Below are 17,541 nucleotides of genomic sequence, written 5' to 3'. Positions count from 1 at the left end.
CGTACCTTGTTTTCGCTTGCACTCATGATAGATACCAGTCCGCTTGCGGCGACTGTCCGAGTTGCGCCCAATGAATCAAAAGCTCCTCCAAAAGCAACTGGCGGTTGACTTGACCGTTCAGCGCGCGTTTTGCTTGCAGCAATAAGTCGAGGAATCCGAACAAGCTCTTCAAGTGTAGTCGACGGACCAAGGCCTGCAAGCCCTGACGCAAATCCGGGTTATCCAAACGCGGAGAGTCCGGCACGCTGCGGAGACGGATTAAGTCGATAGTCCATGAAACCATCCAGTCGACCAAATCCTCATAAGCCAAGGTCGACCACCGTTCCGCGAGAGTTATTGGCTCTTGACGTCGCAAAGCCACATCAACGTACTCCGAAAACGCCGTCCTCCGGCGCTCCACGACGTCTGACTCGGCCAACGCCAACGCCTTTAATGGAGCATGCCTCGCAGTGGCCAGCAACACGGCTGTAGCTTCGCCGGTTCCTTGCTCCTCCAGCCATCGAGCGGCGACCGCATCGTCCGGAAGCGCGATCGGCAAACGCTGACAACGACTGAAAATAGTCGCCGGCAGGGCGGAAGGCATATCGGTCAGCAATAGCATTACCGTATTTTCACCCGGTTCCTCCAAGGTTTTCAGGAGGGCATTGGCTGCACTGATGTTCAATTGATGCGCCGCGCAAAACACGACTATGCGGTAGCCGCCGTACTGCGGCTTGAGCGAAAGGTTCGCGATCAAGTGCCGAACCGTGTCCACAGCGATAGGCTTTCCCCGCTCTGCAGGCTCTATCCTCAGGAAGTCCGGGTGGGTTCCGGCTAGAAACAACCGGCACCCGGCACAATCGCCGCAGGCAAAGATTTCCGGGTGCTTGCAAAGCAGCTTTTGGGCGAAAATCTCGGCCAGATACGTTTTCCCGATCCCGTCAACACCGTGAATCAAGAGAGCCTGTGGCAGCCTCTGAGAGGCCAGATAAGCGTTCAGCTTTTGCCATGGCTCATCGAGCCAAGGATAGAGAATGCCGCTGGACGCCGTTCCCATCAGGTCTGACGCAAAGAATCCAAATGCCTTGCGATTTCCGCCTGCACGTCCTCGAGCGGCTGAGTCGCGTCGAGTAGCTTGATGCGGTGAGGCCATTGTCTGGCCAAATCGCAATACGTTTCCCTGACCCGGGAAAAGAAAGCCGGCAGTTCGGTTTCGAAACGGTCCAGTTGGCCTCTGCCTTTAGCCCGTTGGAGGCCGACTTCCACGGGAGCGTCGAACAAAAGGGTGAGATCGGGTTCCAGCCCTTTCTGCAACCATTCTTGAAGAAATCGAATGACCGCGTTATCGATGCCGCGCCCACCGCCCTGGTACGCATAACTAGCATCGGTGAACCGATCGCAAACGATCCAGATGCCTTTGGCCAAAGCGGGCTCGATGATTTCTTCGATGTGCTGGGCGCGGGCGGCGAACATCAGCAAGAGTTCAGTCCGAGCCGACATCCCTTGAGAATCGATCACCAGCCGGCGGATGGCTTCACCTATAGGGGTGCCGCCAGGTTCGCGGGTCACGAGAAATCTAATTCCACGCCTTTGCAGATAATCTCGGATGAACTCCAGATTGGTGGTTTTGCCTACGCCCTCCCCGCCTTCGAGGGTGATGAATTTTCCTCTAGTCATGTCGCCGCATTTGGAATTGTTCGACCGCGCGCCGATGTTCTTCCAGACTATCGGAAAAAACGTGAGTGCCGTCTCCGCGGGCGACGAAATACAAACTCTCCCCCGCAGCGGGATGCAAGGCCGCGCGGATCGAATCGCGCCCCGGATTGGCGATGGGGGTCGGCGGCAATCCCGAACGAACATAGGTGTTGTAAGGCGTATCTTTCAGCAAGTCTTCCTTCCGGATATTTCCAGTGAAGCTGTCACCCAGACCATAAATGATCGTCGGATCCGTTTGCAGCAACATACCTTTGGCCAGACGTCGAGTGAATACGCCGGCAATAAGAGGACGCTCATCCGAACGGGCCGTTTCCTTCTCCACAATCGAAGCCACGATCAATGATTCGTAGGGCGTACCATAGGTAGTCCCTTCGGCACGATTGGCCCATTCTTCGTTCAGTACTCCCTGCATTTTTCGATAAGCCCGCTTGAGAACCTCGATATCCGAGGTGCCCTTGGTCACGAAATAAGTGTCCGGATAGAAACGTCCCTCCGGATGCTCATCGGGCGCCCCGATGATTTGCATGATCTCTTGGGGAGATTTACCCGTTGCACGTTTCTTTAGGGGGGGACTTTGATCCAATGCGCTCAAAATTTGCCGGAATGTCCAGCCTTCCACAAGCGTAATCGGGTACTGGCGGACCTTGCCCGAGACGAACAGCGCCAGTAGCTCCCGAAGCGTCGTCCCCGGCGGGATTTCGTACTCGCCATACTTCAAATGTCTGGCCGAACCGTCCAGATAGGCCCGAAATCTGAACCATACCGGGCTAGATACAATTCCCTGCTCTTTAAGTCTGGCTGTTATGCGGGCCAGGCTGTCGCCCTTAGCAATCTCGAAATAAGCTGGACTCTCGAGTCCTAGCGGCCTATCCAGCGCTGCTCGATAGTCCATCCACAACCATCCGATCAGGAAACTGGCAGCGATGACGATAATCCCGATCGCCCGTTGCACGCTGCGGCCAACTCGCTTTCCGCCTTCGTCCTTAGCCATCGATCAATCTCTTCTGTAATCGGCCCAATACCATATGTTCGATGCTCGCATCGGCGAACGGGCCATAGTCCAATTACGCAGTTTGTTAAAAATACCTCGTCGGCAGCGTAAAGTTCCTCAAGCGTAACCCGTGACTCTACGAAGTCGACCCCGTTCTCCCGAGCCGTCGCGATCGTTATGCCACGCATGACCCCGGCGACGCCGCAGCGGTCGATTTTCGGCGTGTGCAGAGTGCCGTCCTTAACCAGAAAAACATTGCTCATCGTGCCTTCGGTGACATAGCCCTCGGCATCCAGCATGATGCCTTCCCGAATCTCGTCGGCAGCCCACTCCGCACGAGCAAGGATTTGTTCCAGACGATTCATGTGTTTGATGCCGGCCAGCCGGGGGTTGATACCCAACCGGCTCCCGCAAACCCGTATCTCGACACCGACTTTCCATAATTCGGGCGGATATTCGGGCAGGGGGTGCATGCTCAGGACCCGAGTCACCCGCTGCGGTTGCGGCAGTCGGTAACCGCGGCCTCCGATACCTCGGCTGATTTGTATCTTCAACACCCCTTCCAGCTGCGTCATGCAGAGTGTCCGTACATCGGGCTCTAAACATTCGCTCCCGGGAAAAGAAATGAGAAGTCTTTGGCAGTCGCGCTCCAGACGAGCCAGGTGCAAAGCCCAAAACAAAGGGACTCCTTGACGGACGGCAATCGTGGTGAATGTCCCGTCTCCGTATTGGAAGCCACGGTCTGCCAAATCCACACAACGTGTCGGTTGGCCGTTCACTAGAGCCGTCATACACGCCGAACCCACATCATCATCTTAATCGGCCAACCCAAAAAAACCTGGTCTTAAGATAACAAAAAGCACGCTGATGCGTGCCTATATGAACGTCCAACTCTAAGCCTTTATTGACGAAGAGTTGGAGCTATCAAACGGAAATTAGTTGTACTTCTTGAAAATCAAAGTGCCGTTCGTTCCACCGAAGCCGAAAGAGTTGGACATGACGATGTCCAACCTTGCCTCACGCGCGGTGTGGGGAACATAATCGAGATCGCATTCCGGGTCCGGATTGTCTAGATTGATGGTTGGAGGAATGACTTGATCTCTGAGCGCCAGTACCGAGAATATCGCCTCGATGCCACCGGCAGCACCCAGCATATGGCCGGTCATGGATTTCGTCGAGCTGATCGGAGTACTGTAGGCATGATTTCCAAGCACGGTCTTGATCGCTCTGGTTTCCGCGATATCCCCGGCTGGAGTCGATGTTCCATGAGCATTGATGTAATCGACTTGATCGGCGTTGATGCCTGCGTCCCTCAGCGCGTTTCGCATGCAACGTGCCGCCCCCTCGCCACCTTCCGGCGGCTGAGTCATGTGATAGGCATCGGCGCTCATGCCGTAACCGATCAGTTCGGCATAAATCCTGGCACCACGCCGCTTGGCGTGTTCCAATTCCTCCAACACCAAGACCCCCGCACCGTCGCTCAATACGAAGCCATCCCGGTCTTTGTCCCAAGGACGACTGGCGTGCACCGGATCGTCATTGCGGCGGGACAAGGCCCGTGCTGACGCAAATCCTCCCAAGGAAGTCGGCGAAGTCGCCATTTCGGCACCGCCGGCAATCATGACATCAGCATCGCCGTATTGAATCACGCGGGCGGCCTCACCGATATTATGAGTGCCTGTCGTACATGCGGTAACGATAGCGAAGTTGGGGCCTTTCAATCCGTACTTGATGGATACATTGCCCGATATCATGTTGATGATGTTGCTGGGCACAAAGAACGGTGAAATTTTCCGCGGTCCGCCTCTCAAAAAGGCGCTATGTCCGCTCTCGATTCCCGTGATACCGCCGATGCCGGAACCGATGGCCACGCCGATACGTTCAGAATTTTCTTCGGCTACGTCCAGTCCAGAGTCTTCGAACGCATCGCAGCCTGCCGCAAGCCCGTAATGGATGAAAACATCCATTTTTTTGGCTTCTTTTTCGGAAATATATCGGGTGATATCGAATCCCCTGACACTCCCGCCAAAGCGGGTCGAGAAATCGGAAACGTCGAAATGCTCGATGGGCGCGATGCCGCTTTTGCCGTCAAGCACGTTTCCCCAGGAATCAGTCACCGTTAACCCGACCGGCGATACTGCGCCCAATCCGGTAACGACCACGCGCCTTCTACTCAATCTTTATTCCTTAGCGGGGTGTAAATTGACAAAGACAATCCTGCCCCGCCAAGCCGAAAACCTTGCGGGGCGGCAGGATCAAATCAGATGTGGCTTTCGATGTAGTCTATCGCTTGCTGGACAGTGGTGATCTTCTCCGCGTCTTCGTCGGGAATCTCACACTCAAATTCTTCTTCCAGGGCCATCACCAGTTCGACCGTGTCCAAGGAATCGGCGCCGAGGTCGTCGACGAAAGAAGCTTCATTGGAGACTTCTTCTTTCACGCCCAATTGCTCAGCCACGATCTTCTTAACACGCTCTGCTACATCACTCATCGTTTTATATCCTCAGCTGTTTTCTCTGGTTTTAGTGAGTCGGGAAATTTTAATTTGAAACCGGGTGAATACAAGACTTTTCTCTAAAAAGAAAACGTCGGTCGCTCAATTCATTAGCGAAAGCACGCGTCCCGGAAATGCATGAGATCATGCCATGTGCATGCCGCCGTTGACATGTATGGTTTCGCCCGTGATGTAAGCAGCGTCATCCGAACATAGAAAGGCCACCACGCCTGCCACCTCATCCGCAGATCCTAATCGCGCCAAGGGGATGTTATCCAGCAACGCTTTACGGCTTTCCTCAGGCAGCGCGCGCGTCATGTCGGTATCGATGAATCCCGGCGCCACGGCGTTGACGGTGATATTCCGTGACCCAACTTCTCTCGCGAGCGATTTGGTAAAACCGATGATACCGGCCTTGGCGGCCGCATAATTGGTTTGCCCTGCATTTCCCATCGCTCCGACGACGGAGGTAATGTTGATCATGCGTCCCTCTCGGGCTTTCATCATTCCACGCAAACCGGCTTTACACATACGGTAAACGGATGACAAATTGGTCCGGATGATGTCATCCCATTCCTCGTCTTTCATCCGCATCAGCAGGTTGTCTCGCGTTATTCCGGCGTTATTGACCAAAATGAGCGGGGCGCCGAACTCTTCGTTCACAGATTTGAAGAATCGCTCAACCGAATCGGCCTCGGCCACGTCCAGTACCATGCCCTTGCCGCGAAATCCGCCTTCGGCCAAAGCCGCCGAGATGGCGTTGGCCCCCGACTCGGTGGTCGCCGTACCTATGACGGTATGACCATCCTTCGCCAGACGCAGAGCTATAGCACGCCCGATACCGCGACTGGCCCCGGTTACAACAGCGAATTTAGACATCATTGAACAAGCTCCAATGCTCTAATTAAGGAATCCGGATCAAAAACCGCTTCGGTTCTGCACGCCGGGACGATTCGCTTGTTCAAACCGGTCAGAACTCGACCGGGACCACATTCGACAAACCGGCTGACGCCCTGCTGAGACATGAACAGAATGGAATCGGTCCAACGAACCGGGCTGTACAGTTGCTTTTCCAAGACGGCCCGAATCACGTCGGGAGCCGAATGGGAGGCGACGTCGACGTTATGCAGCACTCCAATCGGAGGGATTTTTACCGCTATGTCGGACAGCATTTGCCTAAATTTCTCAGCGGCGCTTCTCATTAACGGACAATGGGACGGCACGCTGACCGGCAAGAGAACGGCCCGCTTGGCGCCCTCCGCTTTGCCTAGTTCAACTGCCCGCTCCACGGCAACCTTATGACCGGCAATCACGATTTGCCCAGGAGCGTTGAAATTGGCCGGTTTGACAATCTCCGTTTCGGTCGATGCTCTGCTGCAAACCTCAACGACCTGGGTGTCGTTCAATCCCAAAATAGCTGCCATCGCCCCGGTTTCGGGAGGCACCGCTTCCTGCATCAATCGTCCGCGCTCGGCCACAAGCCGAACCGCATCCTCGAAAATCAAAGCGCCGGAACACACCAATGCCGCATATTCGCCCAAGCTATGGCCGGCCATCCAGCCCGGTCTTACCGAAGTCCGTTTGGACCAAACTCGCCAGGCAGCAACATCGGCGGCCAGCATAGCCGGCTGGGTACACTGCGTCAGATTAAGTCTTTCTTCGGGACCGTTCCGCACTAAATCCCAGAGATCGTAGCCAAGCACTTCTGAAGCGGCCTGAAAGGTCGACGCAACTTCGGTATGGACCTCGGCTAGCTTCGACAACATCCCAACGGACTGGGAGCCTTGCCCCGGGAAAAGAAACGCCAAACCTTCGTCGACGAGATTCGTAGACATAAACTCCCCTAGTACCGGATGAGGGCCGAGCCCCAAGCGAAACCGCCACCGAAAGCTTCCATCAAAACCATCTGGCCTCGCTGAATTCGACCGTCGCGAATTGCTTCGTTCAAAGCGAGCGGCACCGAAGCCGCGGATGTATTGCCTTGTTTTTCGATGGTCATCACCACGCGGTCCATGGGCATATGCAGTTTTTTTGCCGTAGCGGCGATGATGCGTATATTGGCTTGATGGGGGACTAACCAGTGGATATCCGATTTCTGCAGATTGTTGGCGGCCAAGGTCTCGTCCACGATGCGTCCCAGAGTATTGACGGCGATCTTGAATACCTCGTTACCCTGCATCTTCAAGAATCGCTCGTCGCCTTCACCGCTCCCCGCACCGTTAGGGTTGGGGACGTACAGCAAATCCTGATATTGCCCATCGGAATGAATATGTGTGCTCAGGATTCCAGGCTCATCCGCCGCTTCCAGCACGACAGCCCCGGCACCGTCGCCGAAAAGAATGCAGGTTGCACGATCCGACCAGTCGACGATCCGCGAGGTTACCTCGCTGCCTACGACGAGAACCCGACGGGCGGCTCCTGCCCTGACATACTGGTCAGCGATACTGAGCGCGTAGATAAAACCGGAGCATGCTGCCTGAACGTCGAATGCAGCGCAATCCCGGATATTTAACCTCTGTTGCAACAGGCAAGCGGTACTGGGAAAAACTCGATCCGGCGTACAAGTTGCAACGATGATGAGATCGATCGTTCCCGGTTCGATTTCTGCCGACTCCAGAGCCTGACGCGCAGCGCGCTCCGCCATGCTGGAGGCTGTTTCATGTTTTCCTGCGATGCGGCGCTCGCGAATACCGGTCCGTTCGATGATCCAAGCATCCGATGTATCGACGGTTTGAGCGATCTGTTCGTTGGTGAGAATGGTTTCGGGGAGATAGCCACCGGTTCCGAGAATCCGAGCGTACCGTCTCACGCGGTCTTCCTCTCAGCGAAAATCTCCGCTATGCGCTCGCCGATACGAGTCGGAACAGCCTTTTCAATCTCCTTCACCGCAATGCCGATGGCATTCGCGAAAGCCAAACGGTCGGCGTTACCATGACTCTTGATTACGATGCCGCGCAACCCCAAGAGGGAGGCTCCATTGTAGCGCCGATGATCGAATTGCTTCTTAAAGGAATGGAGCACCGGCATAGCCGCTAATCCGGCCAATTTGGTGAAAAAATTCCTGCCGAATGCCTGTTTGATTGAATGATTGATCATTTTGGCGAGACCCTCGCTGGTTTTGAGCGCCACGTTGCCGACAAAGCCGTCGGTGACGACGATATCCACGTTACCCGAGTAGAGATCGTTCCCTTCGACGTAGCCGATAAAATTGATGTGGGCACCAGCCAATAGTTTTGCGGCCTCCTTAACCTGCTCGTTGCCCTTGATTTCTTCTTCGCCGATATTCAGCAACCCCACCCGCGGATGATCTTTATCCTCGACCGCGCGCACGAGCTCGTAGCCCATTACGGCGAATTGATAGAGGTGCTCGGCCGAACAATCCACATTCGCCCCGAGATCCAGTACATGGGTATGTCCTCCCATGGAGGGAACAGCAGAGATGATGGCCGGACGATCGATCCCAGGTATCGTCTTGAGAACGAATTTCGCGATCGCCATCAACGCACCGGTATTTCCGGCACTGACGCAAGCATCGGCAACGCCTTCCTTGACCAGGTCAACGGCAACTCGCATGGATGAATCCTTCTTGCCGCGGAGAGCCTTCGCCGGGGACTCATGCATTTCCACCGTTTCAGACGCGTGATGAATGCGAATTCGGTCACTGAGACGTGCTAACGCTGATCCCAGATGATGGCGCAATACGGCTTCATCACCTACAAGAATCAAATTTAAGTGAGGATTGCTTTCGGCACTGTCCAGAGCCGCCGGAACGATCACGGCGGGACCGTGATCGCCGCCCATGGCATCCAAAGCGATGGTCGGCTTCTTAATCATAGTTCTTGTTTAGTCAATCGAGCGGCAAACTCAGCAGAAACAACGATAAGGAGCCGCATCGATTCCGGCTCCCGAAGTCAATCCAAATATCAAAGCTACTCTTCGCTAGATTCTTCTTTGCTCGCAATCACCTTACGCCCGCGATAATACCCATCCGGGCTGACGTGATGCCGAAGATGCGTTTCACCCGTGGTAGGCTCGATGGAAAGCGCATTTGCTTTCAAAGCATCGTGCGAACGACGCATACCCCGCTTGGAACGTGTCTTACGATTTTGCTGTACGGCCATTTAAAAGCTCCTATTATCGAATAGTTTTCAGTTGCGCCAACACGGCGAAAGGATTCTCGCGGGAATCCACACTAGTAGTTTCTGTCTTAGGCGAAGCACAATGGGAATGCTGGGGAATTGCAGGAATAGCCAGCAGCAATTCATCCGCCACTATATCCGCCAGATCAATCACACCCGTTTCGTCAAGAAGCAAGGGCTCAAGCGTTTCGGGCAGTAGATTCCCCTCATCAATGGAGCTGACGACGCCGAGGTGTACTTCGCTGTGCACCGGCCAGTCCAGAGGCCCCAGGCAACATTGGCACTCCAGCTTAAGATCGGCCTCCACCCAACCAGAAACGATTGCACGACGGCCTTCTTTCTTAAATTCAAGATCGACTTTCGCCTCAGCTTCACCATTCAGCACCATATCCTGTATACGAGAAATGGTGTTCAAAGGCATCGATCCGACGATCCGTCGCTTCTTTTCCGCGAACTCTAATGGATCTATCAAATCCGGCAAACGGTCAAGCATAATCGTGCAATGATATCGAGAAATGTCAAAAGCTGTCAAAATCGCTTCTTTAACTCTTTTTGACCCATTAAGTCTTCACTCAAATCCGACCGCATGACAAAAATTGTTCTGGCATCCAGCTCGACCTATCGCCAAGACCTATTCAAAAAGCTGGGACTTGAGTTTGATTCGATCTCTCCAGGGATTAGCGAAACGCCCAAAGTCAACGAAAAGCCGGATTGCCAAGCACTGCGGCTAGCGCAGGAAAAAGCCGCTGCCGCGGCGCCCGGTTTTCCCGACGCCCTGATAATCGGCTCCGATCAAGTAGCCGTTCTATGCGGAAAACAGTTGGTCAAACCTATGACTCGTGATAACGCCATCCGGCAACTTCGTGCGGCTTCCGGCCGATGCGTTGTGTTTTACACCGCTGTATGCGTCCTAAACACCGCCACGGGAGATATGAAAGCCGAAATCGACCGCTGCTTGGTTCACTTTCGAGAACTGAGTGACAAGGAAATCGAACGTTATGTAGATCGAGAACAGCCTTTCGATTGTGCTGGAGGATTCAAGTCCGAAGGCTTGGGCATCGTGCTGTTTGAAAGGTTCGAAGGCGAAGACCCCAACGCACTGGTTGGGCTTCCACTGATCAGGCTAGCCCGCCTACTGGAAAGCTTCGGGGTTCAGGTAATCTGAATCAATGGCGCACGTAAACATCAGGCATGAACACGGCAGCGGTATCGCTGAGTTTCTCGGTTGCCTTGGACATCACATTTATTATTTGGGTCTCGTCCAAACGTATAGCAGAGGCGACTTCATCAGGAATCGCCCTAAGCACATCTTGGATCGGAAAGCCGAGTAATGACACAGTTTTCAGTTGATTGGCGAGGTATAACAGGCTGGCCTCCAAACGATAGTCCTCGGCCCGTTCGGGCTCCAAATGCCAACGAATCCCTTCCCGCAAGGCCGATGGCATTTTCCACGCCTTGGCTAATGCCGCACCGATCTCGGCGTAGGTAAACCCGAGCAGCTCCTTTTCCAACCCCGGAATCAACCGATCGTCACCTGCCGCAACCAAAAGAATTTCCCTCGCCTTATCCGGCAAGCGCATGTAGATAATCAGCGCACCGATACGATGCAACAGCCCGGCAACAAACAAGCGCTCGCTATGCAAAACGGAAGCTTCCTTGGCCAACAGACGCGCAATCACGCCACAATAGAGGCTGTTCAACCAAAAATCGTTCATGTTGACTAGACAAGCGGGGATGTTGCGAAATCCATGAATGACAGAGGTTGTCAGCGCCAAATCATACAGTGCGTCGGCACCGACCATTCCAACCGCACGAGTAATGGTCTCGATACGCCCCGACAATCCGTAGTAAGAGCTATTGACGATTTTCAGCAACCGCGCCGCAAGTGCGGGGTCCTGACCAATCGCTTCGGCGACCTCTCCGATCGTGAAGTCTTCACGTTCGAGAACGGTCGAAATCCGCGCCACCGCGACTGGCGGGGATACCAATTGAGGTGCCCCCATGACGAGGGCTTCCGGCGTTTCGGCTGCAAACATCAATTCAATCGGTTGTAATAATTGAGGACTCGGGTCACATACGCCTGAGTTTCTTGAAAGGGAGGCACCTTATTTCCATATTTGATGACGTTGTTTTCCCCGGCATTGTAAGCCGCAACGGCGAGTCTAACGTCGGATTGAAACATGTCGATCAGCTCGCTTAGGTACCTTGCACCTCCTTCTATGTTTTCGCTCGGATCATAGCGATCACGAACACCGTAGCGAGCGGCCGTTTCGGGCATGAGCTGCATCAGACCGACAGCGCCTTTGCTGGATATTGCTCCGGGGTTATAGGAAGACTCGGCACGGATAACGGCATGCAGCAATGCCGGATCAAGGCTGTACTTGCTGGCTGCCGCATCGATCAATGACGCAAATTGTCTACGATTTTTATCGGAGAATCTGGAGCCGGTCGGCCATTTTTTCGAGGTCCGAGAGAGCGAAAATGCGGCAGGCGACTTGATGATCAGCTGATAGCCCGAGTGTTTCGGATTGTCCGTATAAAAAACATGTCCGGCGCTATCCACATATTTGTAAACATCCGCAGCGGCCGAACCCGAACAAAGAAAGAAAAAAAGTGCCAACGAGCGTCTTATTTTTGATGGTCTAATCATCGTTCTTCCGCCTGTTGATCGTCACCCTATCGACAGACGAAAGTTTTGCACGAATCTGTTTTTTTGCAACTCGGCAAGGCCATTGCCCCTACCGCGTCAAAACGTCAGGGCGGTAAACCTGCGAGCCGCTTCGCTCCGCAAGACATCAACCCGGCAAGGGCTTGATCAATCCTGCCGCTTTTTTTGCTCGTTCTCGGGCTTCTTCGATGGAGTTACCTGCGGCTAAAGCCACGCCGACTCGGCGGCGCGGATATGAAATCGGCTTGCCGAACAGCCGGATTTCGGTTTCGGGAACGGAAAGCGCATCGCCGACTCCCTCAAACGCGATCCCCTCGCCTTCGATCTGGCCGTAAATCACAGCGCTGGCCCCCGGATTGCGGAGACCGGTCGAAACGGGAAATCCCAGTATGGCTCGGGCATGCAGCTCGAATTCGCTCTGCGCCTGGGTGATCATGGTAACCATGCCCGTGTCATGAGGCCTCGGACTGACTTCGCTGAACCAAACCCGATCGCCTTTGACGAACAATTCCACACCGAAAAGACCACGCCCACCGAGACGCCCCGTCACCGCCGTGGCGATGCGTTTAGCCTCCGTCAAAGCGACTGCGCTCATGGGCTGTGGCTGCCAACTCTCTACGTAGTCGCCAAGTTCCTGCCGGTGACCGATAGGCTCGCAGAAATAAGTCTCCTCTACACCGTGGCCATCGCTGGCTCGCACCGTAAGCAAGGTAATTTCGTAATCGAATTCAATTTTGCCTTCTACGATGACTCTGGCATCCTTGACTCGCCCTCCTGATTGCGCGTATTCCCAAGCCTTTTCCACATCGACCTCGCTGCACAGCAGCGATTGCCCTTTACCCGAAGAGGACATCACGGGCTTGACAAAGCAGGGATAGCCGATCGTTTGAACGGCTGTCCTCAGCGAATCTAAAGAATCGGCAAAAGCATAGGGCGAGGTGGGCAAACCGAGCTCTTCCGCAGCAAGGCGGCGAATCCCCTCACGATTCATGGTCAAGCAGACCGCGCGTGCCGTAGGAATCACGGCCGCCGCACCGGCCTGCTCAATCTCGGCCAAGGCGTCCGTGGCGATCGCCTCGATTTCCGGCACGATGATGTCCGGTCTTTCCATTTCCACTAGTCGCTTTATAGCTTCTCCATCAGTCATGTCTATCATGTGGGCACAATGCGCCACGTGCTGGGCGGGCGCATTGGGATAACGATCCACGGCCACGACTTCGACGCCGTAGCGTTGCAGAGCGATCGCGACCTCCTTGCCGAGTTCGCCGCTACCCAGAAGCATGACGCGCGTGGCGCTACGTGTCAGTGCGGTACCTATTTTCATGACTGGCTCCTTTCGATGGATCGGCTGCATATGCGTTTATTCATTAAGACCGTTCTCCGGCATTCAAATCACAGCCTCTTACCTGCACCGTATCCACCTTGCCTGGATATGCAGCATGTCCGGCGAAGAGGCTGATATTCCAGTCCAACGCGAACGACTTCGGGTCTAAGGTCTCACGTCCGAGGCCCGAGCTGTTTCCATGCCTCGTCCAATCGTTTCGCGGACACGGGATACGGCGTCTTTAACATCTGAGCGAAGAGCGAAACGCGGAACTCTTCCAAGCTCCAGCGATAGGCGTCGCGCTCAGGAAGCAAACGCCCTTTGGCCGCCTTGATGACGTTCCAATAGCGCGCCCAAAGGGGCGCAAGCTCATTGTACTGCTTCTGGTCGCGAACAGAGTCTTGCGCAGATTTCTCCAGACGATGCAATATCGCCTTGAGGTAACGAGGCATTTCCTTGATCTGCGCATAGGGAGTCGTAACCAAGAATCCCGCGTAAACAAGCAATCCCACTTGTTCCTGCATATCCTGCGTGGCTGCATTGGCCGGCCTAGTCTTCAGTTTGGCCTGCACCTCGCCATATAGTTGAAGCACGGTCTGAGCTATGCGCGCCATTTCGTCCGCCTTTAGGACCAGCTCAGTTTTCTGATCTCTAAGCCGCTTCTCGAATTGATCGGCGCTACGGATATCTGGCTGCCCTTCCAAGAACAACGTCCCCATGAGCCGGTCCAAAAGATCCTCGCGCAGCTCGCGCCCGGTTTTCAATTCGGAATAGAGGAACGGATGCGCAGGCACTTGCCGGTATAAGAACTCCGCTTGCGCATTGACTGCAAGATTCTTTTTTAAATATTTGAGCTCCTTGGCCAAAGCGCAGCGGAACAGGCGTGCCAGTCCCAGTTCCTGCTGCCGCGCTGCTTCTTCCGGAGTATCGAATACCCTAACGCCCACGTTCTCCCCTTCGTCGACCACCGCTGGAAAGCCATAGATCGTCTGGCCATCGTGTTGGCCGTCGAAACATTGAGGCAGTTCACCGAAACTCCAACTTTTGCAGCCGGTATGCAGGTAGGCCTGCCGAGCCAGTTGCTGAAAGTTCTTGCCGGCGTCGGCGGAGTGGCGGATCTTGAGTTCCTTGAGATCGCGGGAACGATCAACGACGGCATTGAATTCATCCACTACGGCGAAATTCATGCGAAGGTGCGCCGGCAGCACGTCTTCTCGGAAGGAATCGGGCGACACGGCGATACCGCCGGTCTTTTTCAATGCCGACGAAAGCTGGGCGCAGAACGAACCATGACCGTAATCCAGCATAGGCAAAGCCCGGTCGGCGTAGTCCGGTGCGGGCACGAAATGGATACGCAAAGTCTTGGGCAGGGACTTGATGAGAGCAATGGTCTTCTCCCGGAGCAGCCCCGGAACCAACCAGCGGAACGGCTCGGGATCGAGCTGGTTCAGGAGATGCAACGGCACGATGGCCGTGACGCCGTCGTCCTCGTGTCCCGGTTCGAATCGGTACTGCAACTGAAACCGCAACGGCCCTACCTGAAAGTGATCGGGGAAATTCCTGGCATCCAGCGAACTGTCTTCCTTCGCGGTAATGTCGTCTCGGCTGAGTTTGAGAATATCGGGTTTGCCCGCCTCCGCTGCCTTGCGCCAACGTTCGAAGGTGACGCCGTTAACCACGTCCTGCGGAATCCGCTCGTCAAACCAGCGGAACAGCCAATCCTCGTCCACCAGCAAATCCGCGCGCCGGCCCTTGTGCTGGAGATAATCAGCCTCTTCCAAAAGTTTCAGATTGTGCAGGAAAAACGGGGCCTTGCTGTCGTAATCCATGTGCACCAGGGCGTGGCGGACGAACATCTCGCGGGCCGCCTGTGGATTGATCCTCTCGTACGGAATCTTGCGTCCCGCCTGAATGACGAGTCCGAACAGCGTGGTACGCTCATGCACCGCCGCGCGTGCCGCCTTGCGTTCCCAGTGCGGATCGTAGTGTTGTTGCTTGACGAGATGGGCGCCGACCTTCTCGATCCACTCCGGCTCGATCTTGGCCACGGTGCGGGCGTAAACTTTTGTGGTCTCCACCTGCTCGGCCGACATGATCCATTTGGGTTTGGCCTTGAACAGAAAAGAGCCGGGATGGATGAACAGCTTGGTACCCCTCGTCGCGACATATTCGTTCTGCTCCTGCTTGAGACAGACATTGGACAGCAGACCCGAAAGCAGTGCCCTATGAATTTCGCCGTATTCGCCCGGCGCCTGGTTCAATTTCAAGTCCAGCTCGCCCTTCACCACCTCCATGATTTGCGCGTGGATATCGTGCCATTCCGTCATTCGCACGTAAGACAGAAAGTTGTCCCGACACCATTGGCGTAGCTTGGATTTCGACAAATGCTTTTTCTGTTCCTCGAACTCGTTCCATAGCTTCAAGAAGGACAGGAAATCCGACGCATCATCCCGGAACTTGGCGTGCTTCTGATCGGCATTCGAAGCCTGGTCGGCGGGGCGCTCGCGGGGATCCGGCACGCTCAGGGCAGCGACGATGATTGCGATCTCGCTCAGGCAATGCTCGTCCGCCCCGGCCAACAGCATCCGCCCGAGTTTGGGATCCACGGGCAACTTCGCGAGCTTGCGGCCGATATCCGTGATCTGCCCGCGCTCGTCCAGCGCGTTGACTTCTTGCAAGGTTCGAAGACCGTCGCGAATCAACCGCGAATCGGGCGGTTCTACAAACGGGAACTTGGATATATCTCCCAGCTTGAGGGCATGCATTTGCAGAATGACTGCCGCCAGGTTGGTACGGAGGATTTCCGGATCGGTGAATTCGGGCCGGTTGAGAAAATCCTGTTCGGAATACAACCGAATCGCTGTCCCCGGACCGACCCGTCCGCAGCGGCCGGATCGCTGGTTGGCCGAAGCACGGGAGACTTTCTCGATCGGCAGTCGCTGCAGCTTGCTGCGGTGACTGTACCGACTGATGCGCGCGTAGCCCGTATCGATAACCGAGCGGATGCCGGGCACGGTGAGCGAAGTTTCCGCCACATTCGTCGCCAGCACGATGCGACGCGTACCCGAAGGCTTGAACACCCGCTCCTGCTCGGACTGGGACAGACGCGAGTACAGCGGCAGGATTTCACATTTTGACGGGTGATGTTTGCGCAGCGACTCGGCGGTTTCGCGAATTTCGCGCTCGCCGCTCAGGAAGATGAGAATATCCCCGGGCTGCTCCCGCCACAGCTCGTCCACGGCGTTGAGTATAGCCGTCTGCTCGGCGCGGTCGGTCTCGTCGCCCTCCTCGACTTCTACCGGCCGATAACGGATGTCTACCGGATAAGTTCGACCGGAGACGTTGATGATGGGCGCATGACCAAAATGCTGTGAGAAGCGTTCTGGATCGATGGTGGCGGAAGTGATGATGAGCTTCAGGTCCGGACGTTTGGGCATCAGCCACTTGAGATAGCCGAGCAGAAAATCGATATTGAGGCTCCGCTCGTGAGCCTCGTCGACGATCAAGGTGTCGTACTGGTCGAGAAATCGATCGTGCTGAGTCTCGGCCAGCAGGATGCCGTCGGTCATCAGCTTGATCAAGCTTTCCGGCCGGGTGTGATCTTGGAATCGAACCTTATAGCCGACTGCCTGCCCCAAGGGCTGTTTGAGCTCCTCGGCAATCCGAGCGGCAACGGTACGGGCCGCGATGCGGCGAGGCTGGGTGTGACCGATGTAACCGGAGACGCCTCGGCCGGCCTCAAGACAGATTTTCGGCAATTGGGTCGTTTTGCCCGACCCCGTTTCTCCGCAAACGACGACGACCTGATGATTGCGAACGCTTGCGAGGATCTCTGCTTTCCGTTCGACAACCGGAAGTTCGTGCGGATAATCAAGTACCGGAATGGCGTCTGCTCGAAGCCGCCTTTGTGCTACGGACTGGTTAATCGAGTCCTGAAGTGCCTGTAACTGATCCGTAGCGGCTTGGTCTTGGCGTATATCCGCCAGCAAACGTGAAAGCCTCTTTCCGAGGCGGTAGCGATCCTTGCGAAGGCAAAGTTCGAGGTTCCGTTCGAGTTGTTTGAAGATTTCCTGCATTGAGGGATTGATGAATACGCTTGATTCCACGGTGGTTAAGAGCCGACTGTTTTAATCAAAAGCGGCAAGCGCCGCCGCGATCGCCAAATCGCATAGCTTATTGCCAGCCCGGCAAAAGCAGCCAGAATAAGCAAGTGTTTCAAAATGTCTTGAG

17 protein-coding genes are annotated in these 17,541 nt (G+C 55.2%); 1 reads left to right on the top strand and 16 read right to left on the bottom strand.

Annotated elements, in window-relative coordinates; genetic code table 11:
- Positions 1-22: 22 nt before the first annotated feature.
- From ABJK70_RS08800 to ABJK70_RS08745, 12 genes are all read right to left on the bottom strand, one after another.
- Positions 23-1,036: a DNA polymerase III subunit delta' gene (locus tag ABJK70_RS08800; protein WP_347257792.1), complete on the bottom strand. Its 1,014-nt coding sequence runs from the start codon at positions 1,034-1,036 to the stop codon at positions 23-25.
- On the bottom strand, positions 1,036-1,656 hold the full coding sequence (gene tmk, locus ABJK70_RS08795) for a dTMP kinase (RefSeq protein WP_347257791.1): 621 nt from the start codon (positions 1,654-1,656) through the stop codon (positions 1,036-1,038). The genes ABJK70_RS08800 and tmk overlap by 1 nt, the downstream gene beginning before the upstream one ends.
- Positions 1,649-2,686, bottom strand: coding sequence for an endolytic transglycosylase MltG (gene mltG, locus ABJK70_RS08790; protein WP_143735100.1), 1,038 nt, complete (start codon positions 2,684-2,686; stop codon positions 1,649-1,651). The genes tmk and mltG overlap by 8 nt, the downstream gene beginning before the upstream one ends.
- Positions 2,602-3,477, bottom strand: coding sequence for an aminodeoxychorismate lyase (pabC, locus tag ABJK70_RS08785; RefSeq protein WP_156880643.1), 876 nt, complete (start codon positions 3,475-3,477; stop codon positions 2,602-2,604). The genes mltG and pabC overlap by 85 nt, the downstream gene beginning before the upstream one ends.
- Before the next feature lie 144 nt (positions 3,478-3,621).
- Complete coding sequence (fabF, locus tag ABJK70_RS08780) at positions 3,622-4,863, bottom strand: beta-ketoacyl-ACP synthase II (RefSeq protein WP_086133094.1); 1,242 nt, start codon at positions 4,861-4,863, stop codon at positions 3,622-3,624.
- Positions 4,864-4,946: 83 nt separating this feature from the next.
- Positions 4,947-5,177 (bottom strand): acyl carrier protein, encoded by a 231-nt coding sequence (gene acpP, locus ABJK70_RS08775; protein ID WP_026609307.1) that lies wholly within the window; start codon positions 5,175-5,177, stop codon positions 4,947-4,949.
- 147 nt (positions 5,178-5,324) lie between these two features.
- On the bottom strand, positions 5,325-6,062 hold the full coding sequence (gene fabG, locus ABJK70_RS08770) for a 3-oxoacyl-ACP reductase FabG (RefSeq protein WP_347257790.1): 738 nt from the start codon (positions 6,060-6,062) through the stop codon (positions 5,325-5,327).
- Positions 6,059-7,015: an ACP S-malonyltransferase gene (gene fabD, locus ABJK70_RS08765; RefSeq protein ID WP_077729281.1), complete on the bottom strand. Its 957-nt coding sequence runs from the start codon at positions 7,013-7,015 to the stop codon at positions 6,059-6,061. The genes fabG and fabD overlap by 4 nt, the downstream gene beginning before the upstream one ends.
- Positions 7,016-7,023: 8 nt before the next feature.
- Positions 7,024-7,989, bottom strand: coding sequence for a beta-ketoacyl-ACP synthase III (locus tag ABJK70_RS08760; RefSeq protein WP_077729280.1), 966 nt, complete (start codon positions 7,987-7,989; stop codon positions 7,024-7,026).
- Positions 7,986-9,014 carry a phosphate acyltransferase PlsX gene (gene plsX / locus ABJK70_RS08755; RefSeq protein ID WP_086133091.1) on the bottom strand — a complete coding sequence of 343 codons (1,029 nt, stop codon included), beginning with the start codon at positions 9,012-9,014 and terminating at the stop codon, positions 7,986-7,988. Before plsX ends, ABJK70_RS08760 begins: the two co-directional genes overlap by 4 nt.
- A gap of 95 nt (positions 9,015-9,109) precedes the next feature.
- Entirely contained in the window at positions 9,110-9,301 is a 192-nt protein-coding gene (gene rpmF / locus ABJK70_RS08750; protein WP_077729278.1) for a 50S ribosomal protein L32, read from the bottom strand.
- A 13-nt stretch (positions 9,302-9,314) separates the two neighbouring features.
- Complete coding sequence (locus tag ABJK70_RS08745; protein WP_240506772.1) at positions 9,315-9,851, bottom strand: YceD family protein; 537 nt, start codon at positions 9,849-9,851, stop codon at positions 9,315-9,317.
- 54 nt (positions 9,852-9,905) lie between these two features.
- Here ABJK70_RS08745 and ABJK70_RS08740 point away from each other — a divergent pair, with 54 nt between their 5' ends.
- Positions 9,906-10,484 (top strand): Maf family protein, encoded by a 579-nt coding sequence (locus ABJK70_RS08740; RefSeq protein ID WP_077729276.1) that lies wholly within the window; start codon positions 9,906-9,908, stop codon positions 10,482-10,484.
- A 1-nt stretch (position 10,485) separates the two neighbouring features.
- Here the strand turns inward: ABJK70_RS08740 and ABJK70_RS08735 are convergent, their stop codons facing one another.
- From ABJK70_RS08735 to hrpA, 4 genes are all read right to left on the bottom strand, one after another.
- The gene (locus tag ABJK70_RS08735; RefSeq protein WP_086133089.1) at positions 10,486-11,355 is read right to left on the bottom strand and encodes an HDOD domain-containing protein; all 870 of its coding nucleotides are present in this window, start codon (positions 11,353-11,355) and stop codon (positions 10,486-10,488) included.
- Entirely contained in the window at positions 11,355-11,969 is a 615-nt protein-coding gene (locus ABJK70_RS08730) for a lytic transglycosylase domain-containing protein (protein WP_077729274.1), read from the bottom strand. The genes ABJK70_RS08735 and ABJK70_RS08730 overlap by 1 nt, the downstream gene beginning before the upstream one ends.
- Before the next feature lie 145 nt (positions 11,970-12,114).
- On the bottom strand, positions 12,115-13,311 hold the full coding sequence (gene purT, locus ABJK70_RS08725) for a formate-dependent phosphoribosylglycinamide formyltransferase (protein ID WP_077729465.1): 1,197 nt from the start codon (positions 13,309-13,311) through the stop codon (positions 12,115-12,117).
- Positions 13,312-13,484: 173 nt separating this feature from the next.
- Positions 13,485-17,387, bottom strand: a complete 3,903-nt coding sequence (gene hrpA, locus ABJK70_RS08720; protein WP_077729273.1) for an ATP-dependent RNA helicase HrpA — start codon at positions 17,385-17,387, stop codon at positions 13,485-13,487.
- Between the last annotated feature and the right edge of the window lie 154 nt (positions 17,388-17,541).

The sequence above is a fragment of the Methylocaldum sp. genome, assembly GCF_039794385.1.
Taxonomy (GTDB): domain Bacteria; phylum Pseudomonadota; class Gammaproteobacteria; order Methylococcales; family Methylococcaceae; genus Methylocaldum.
This window is presented reverse-complemented; position numbering and strand designations above follow the sequence as displayed.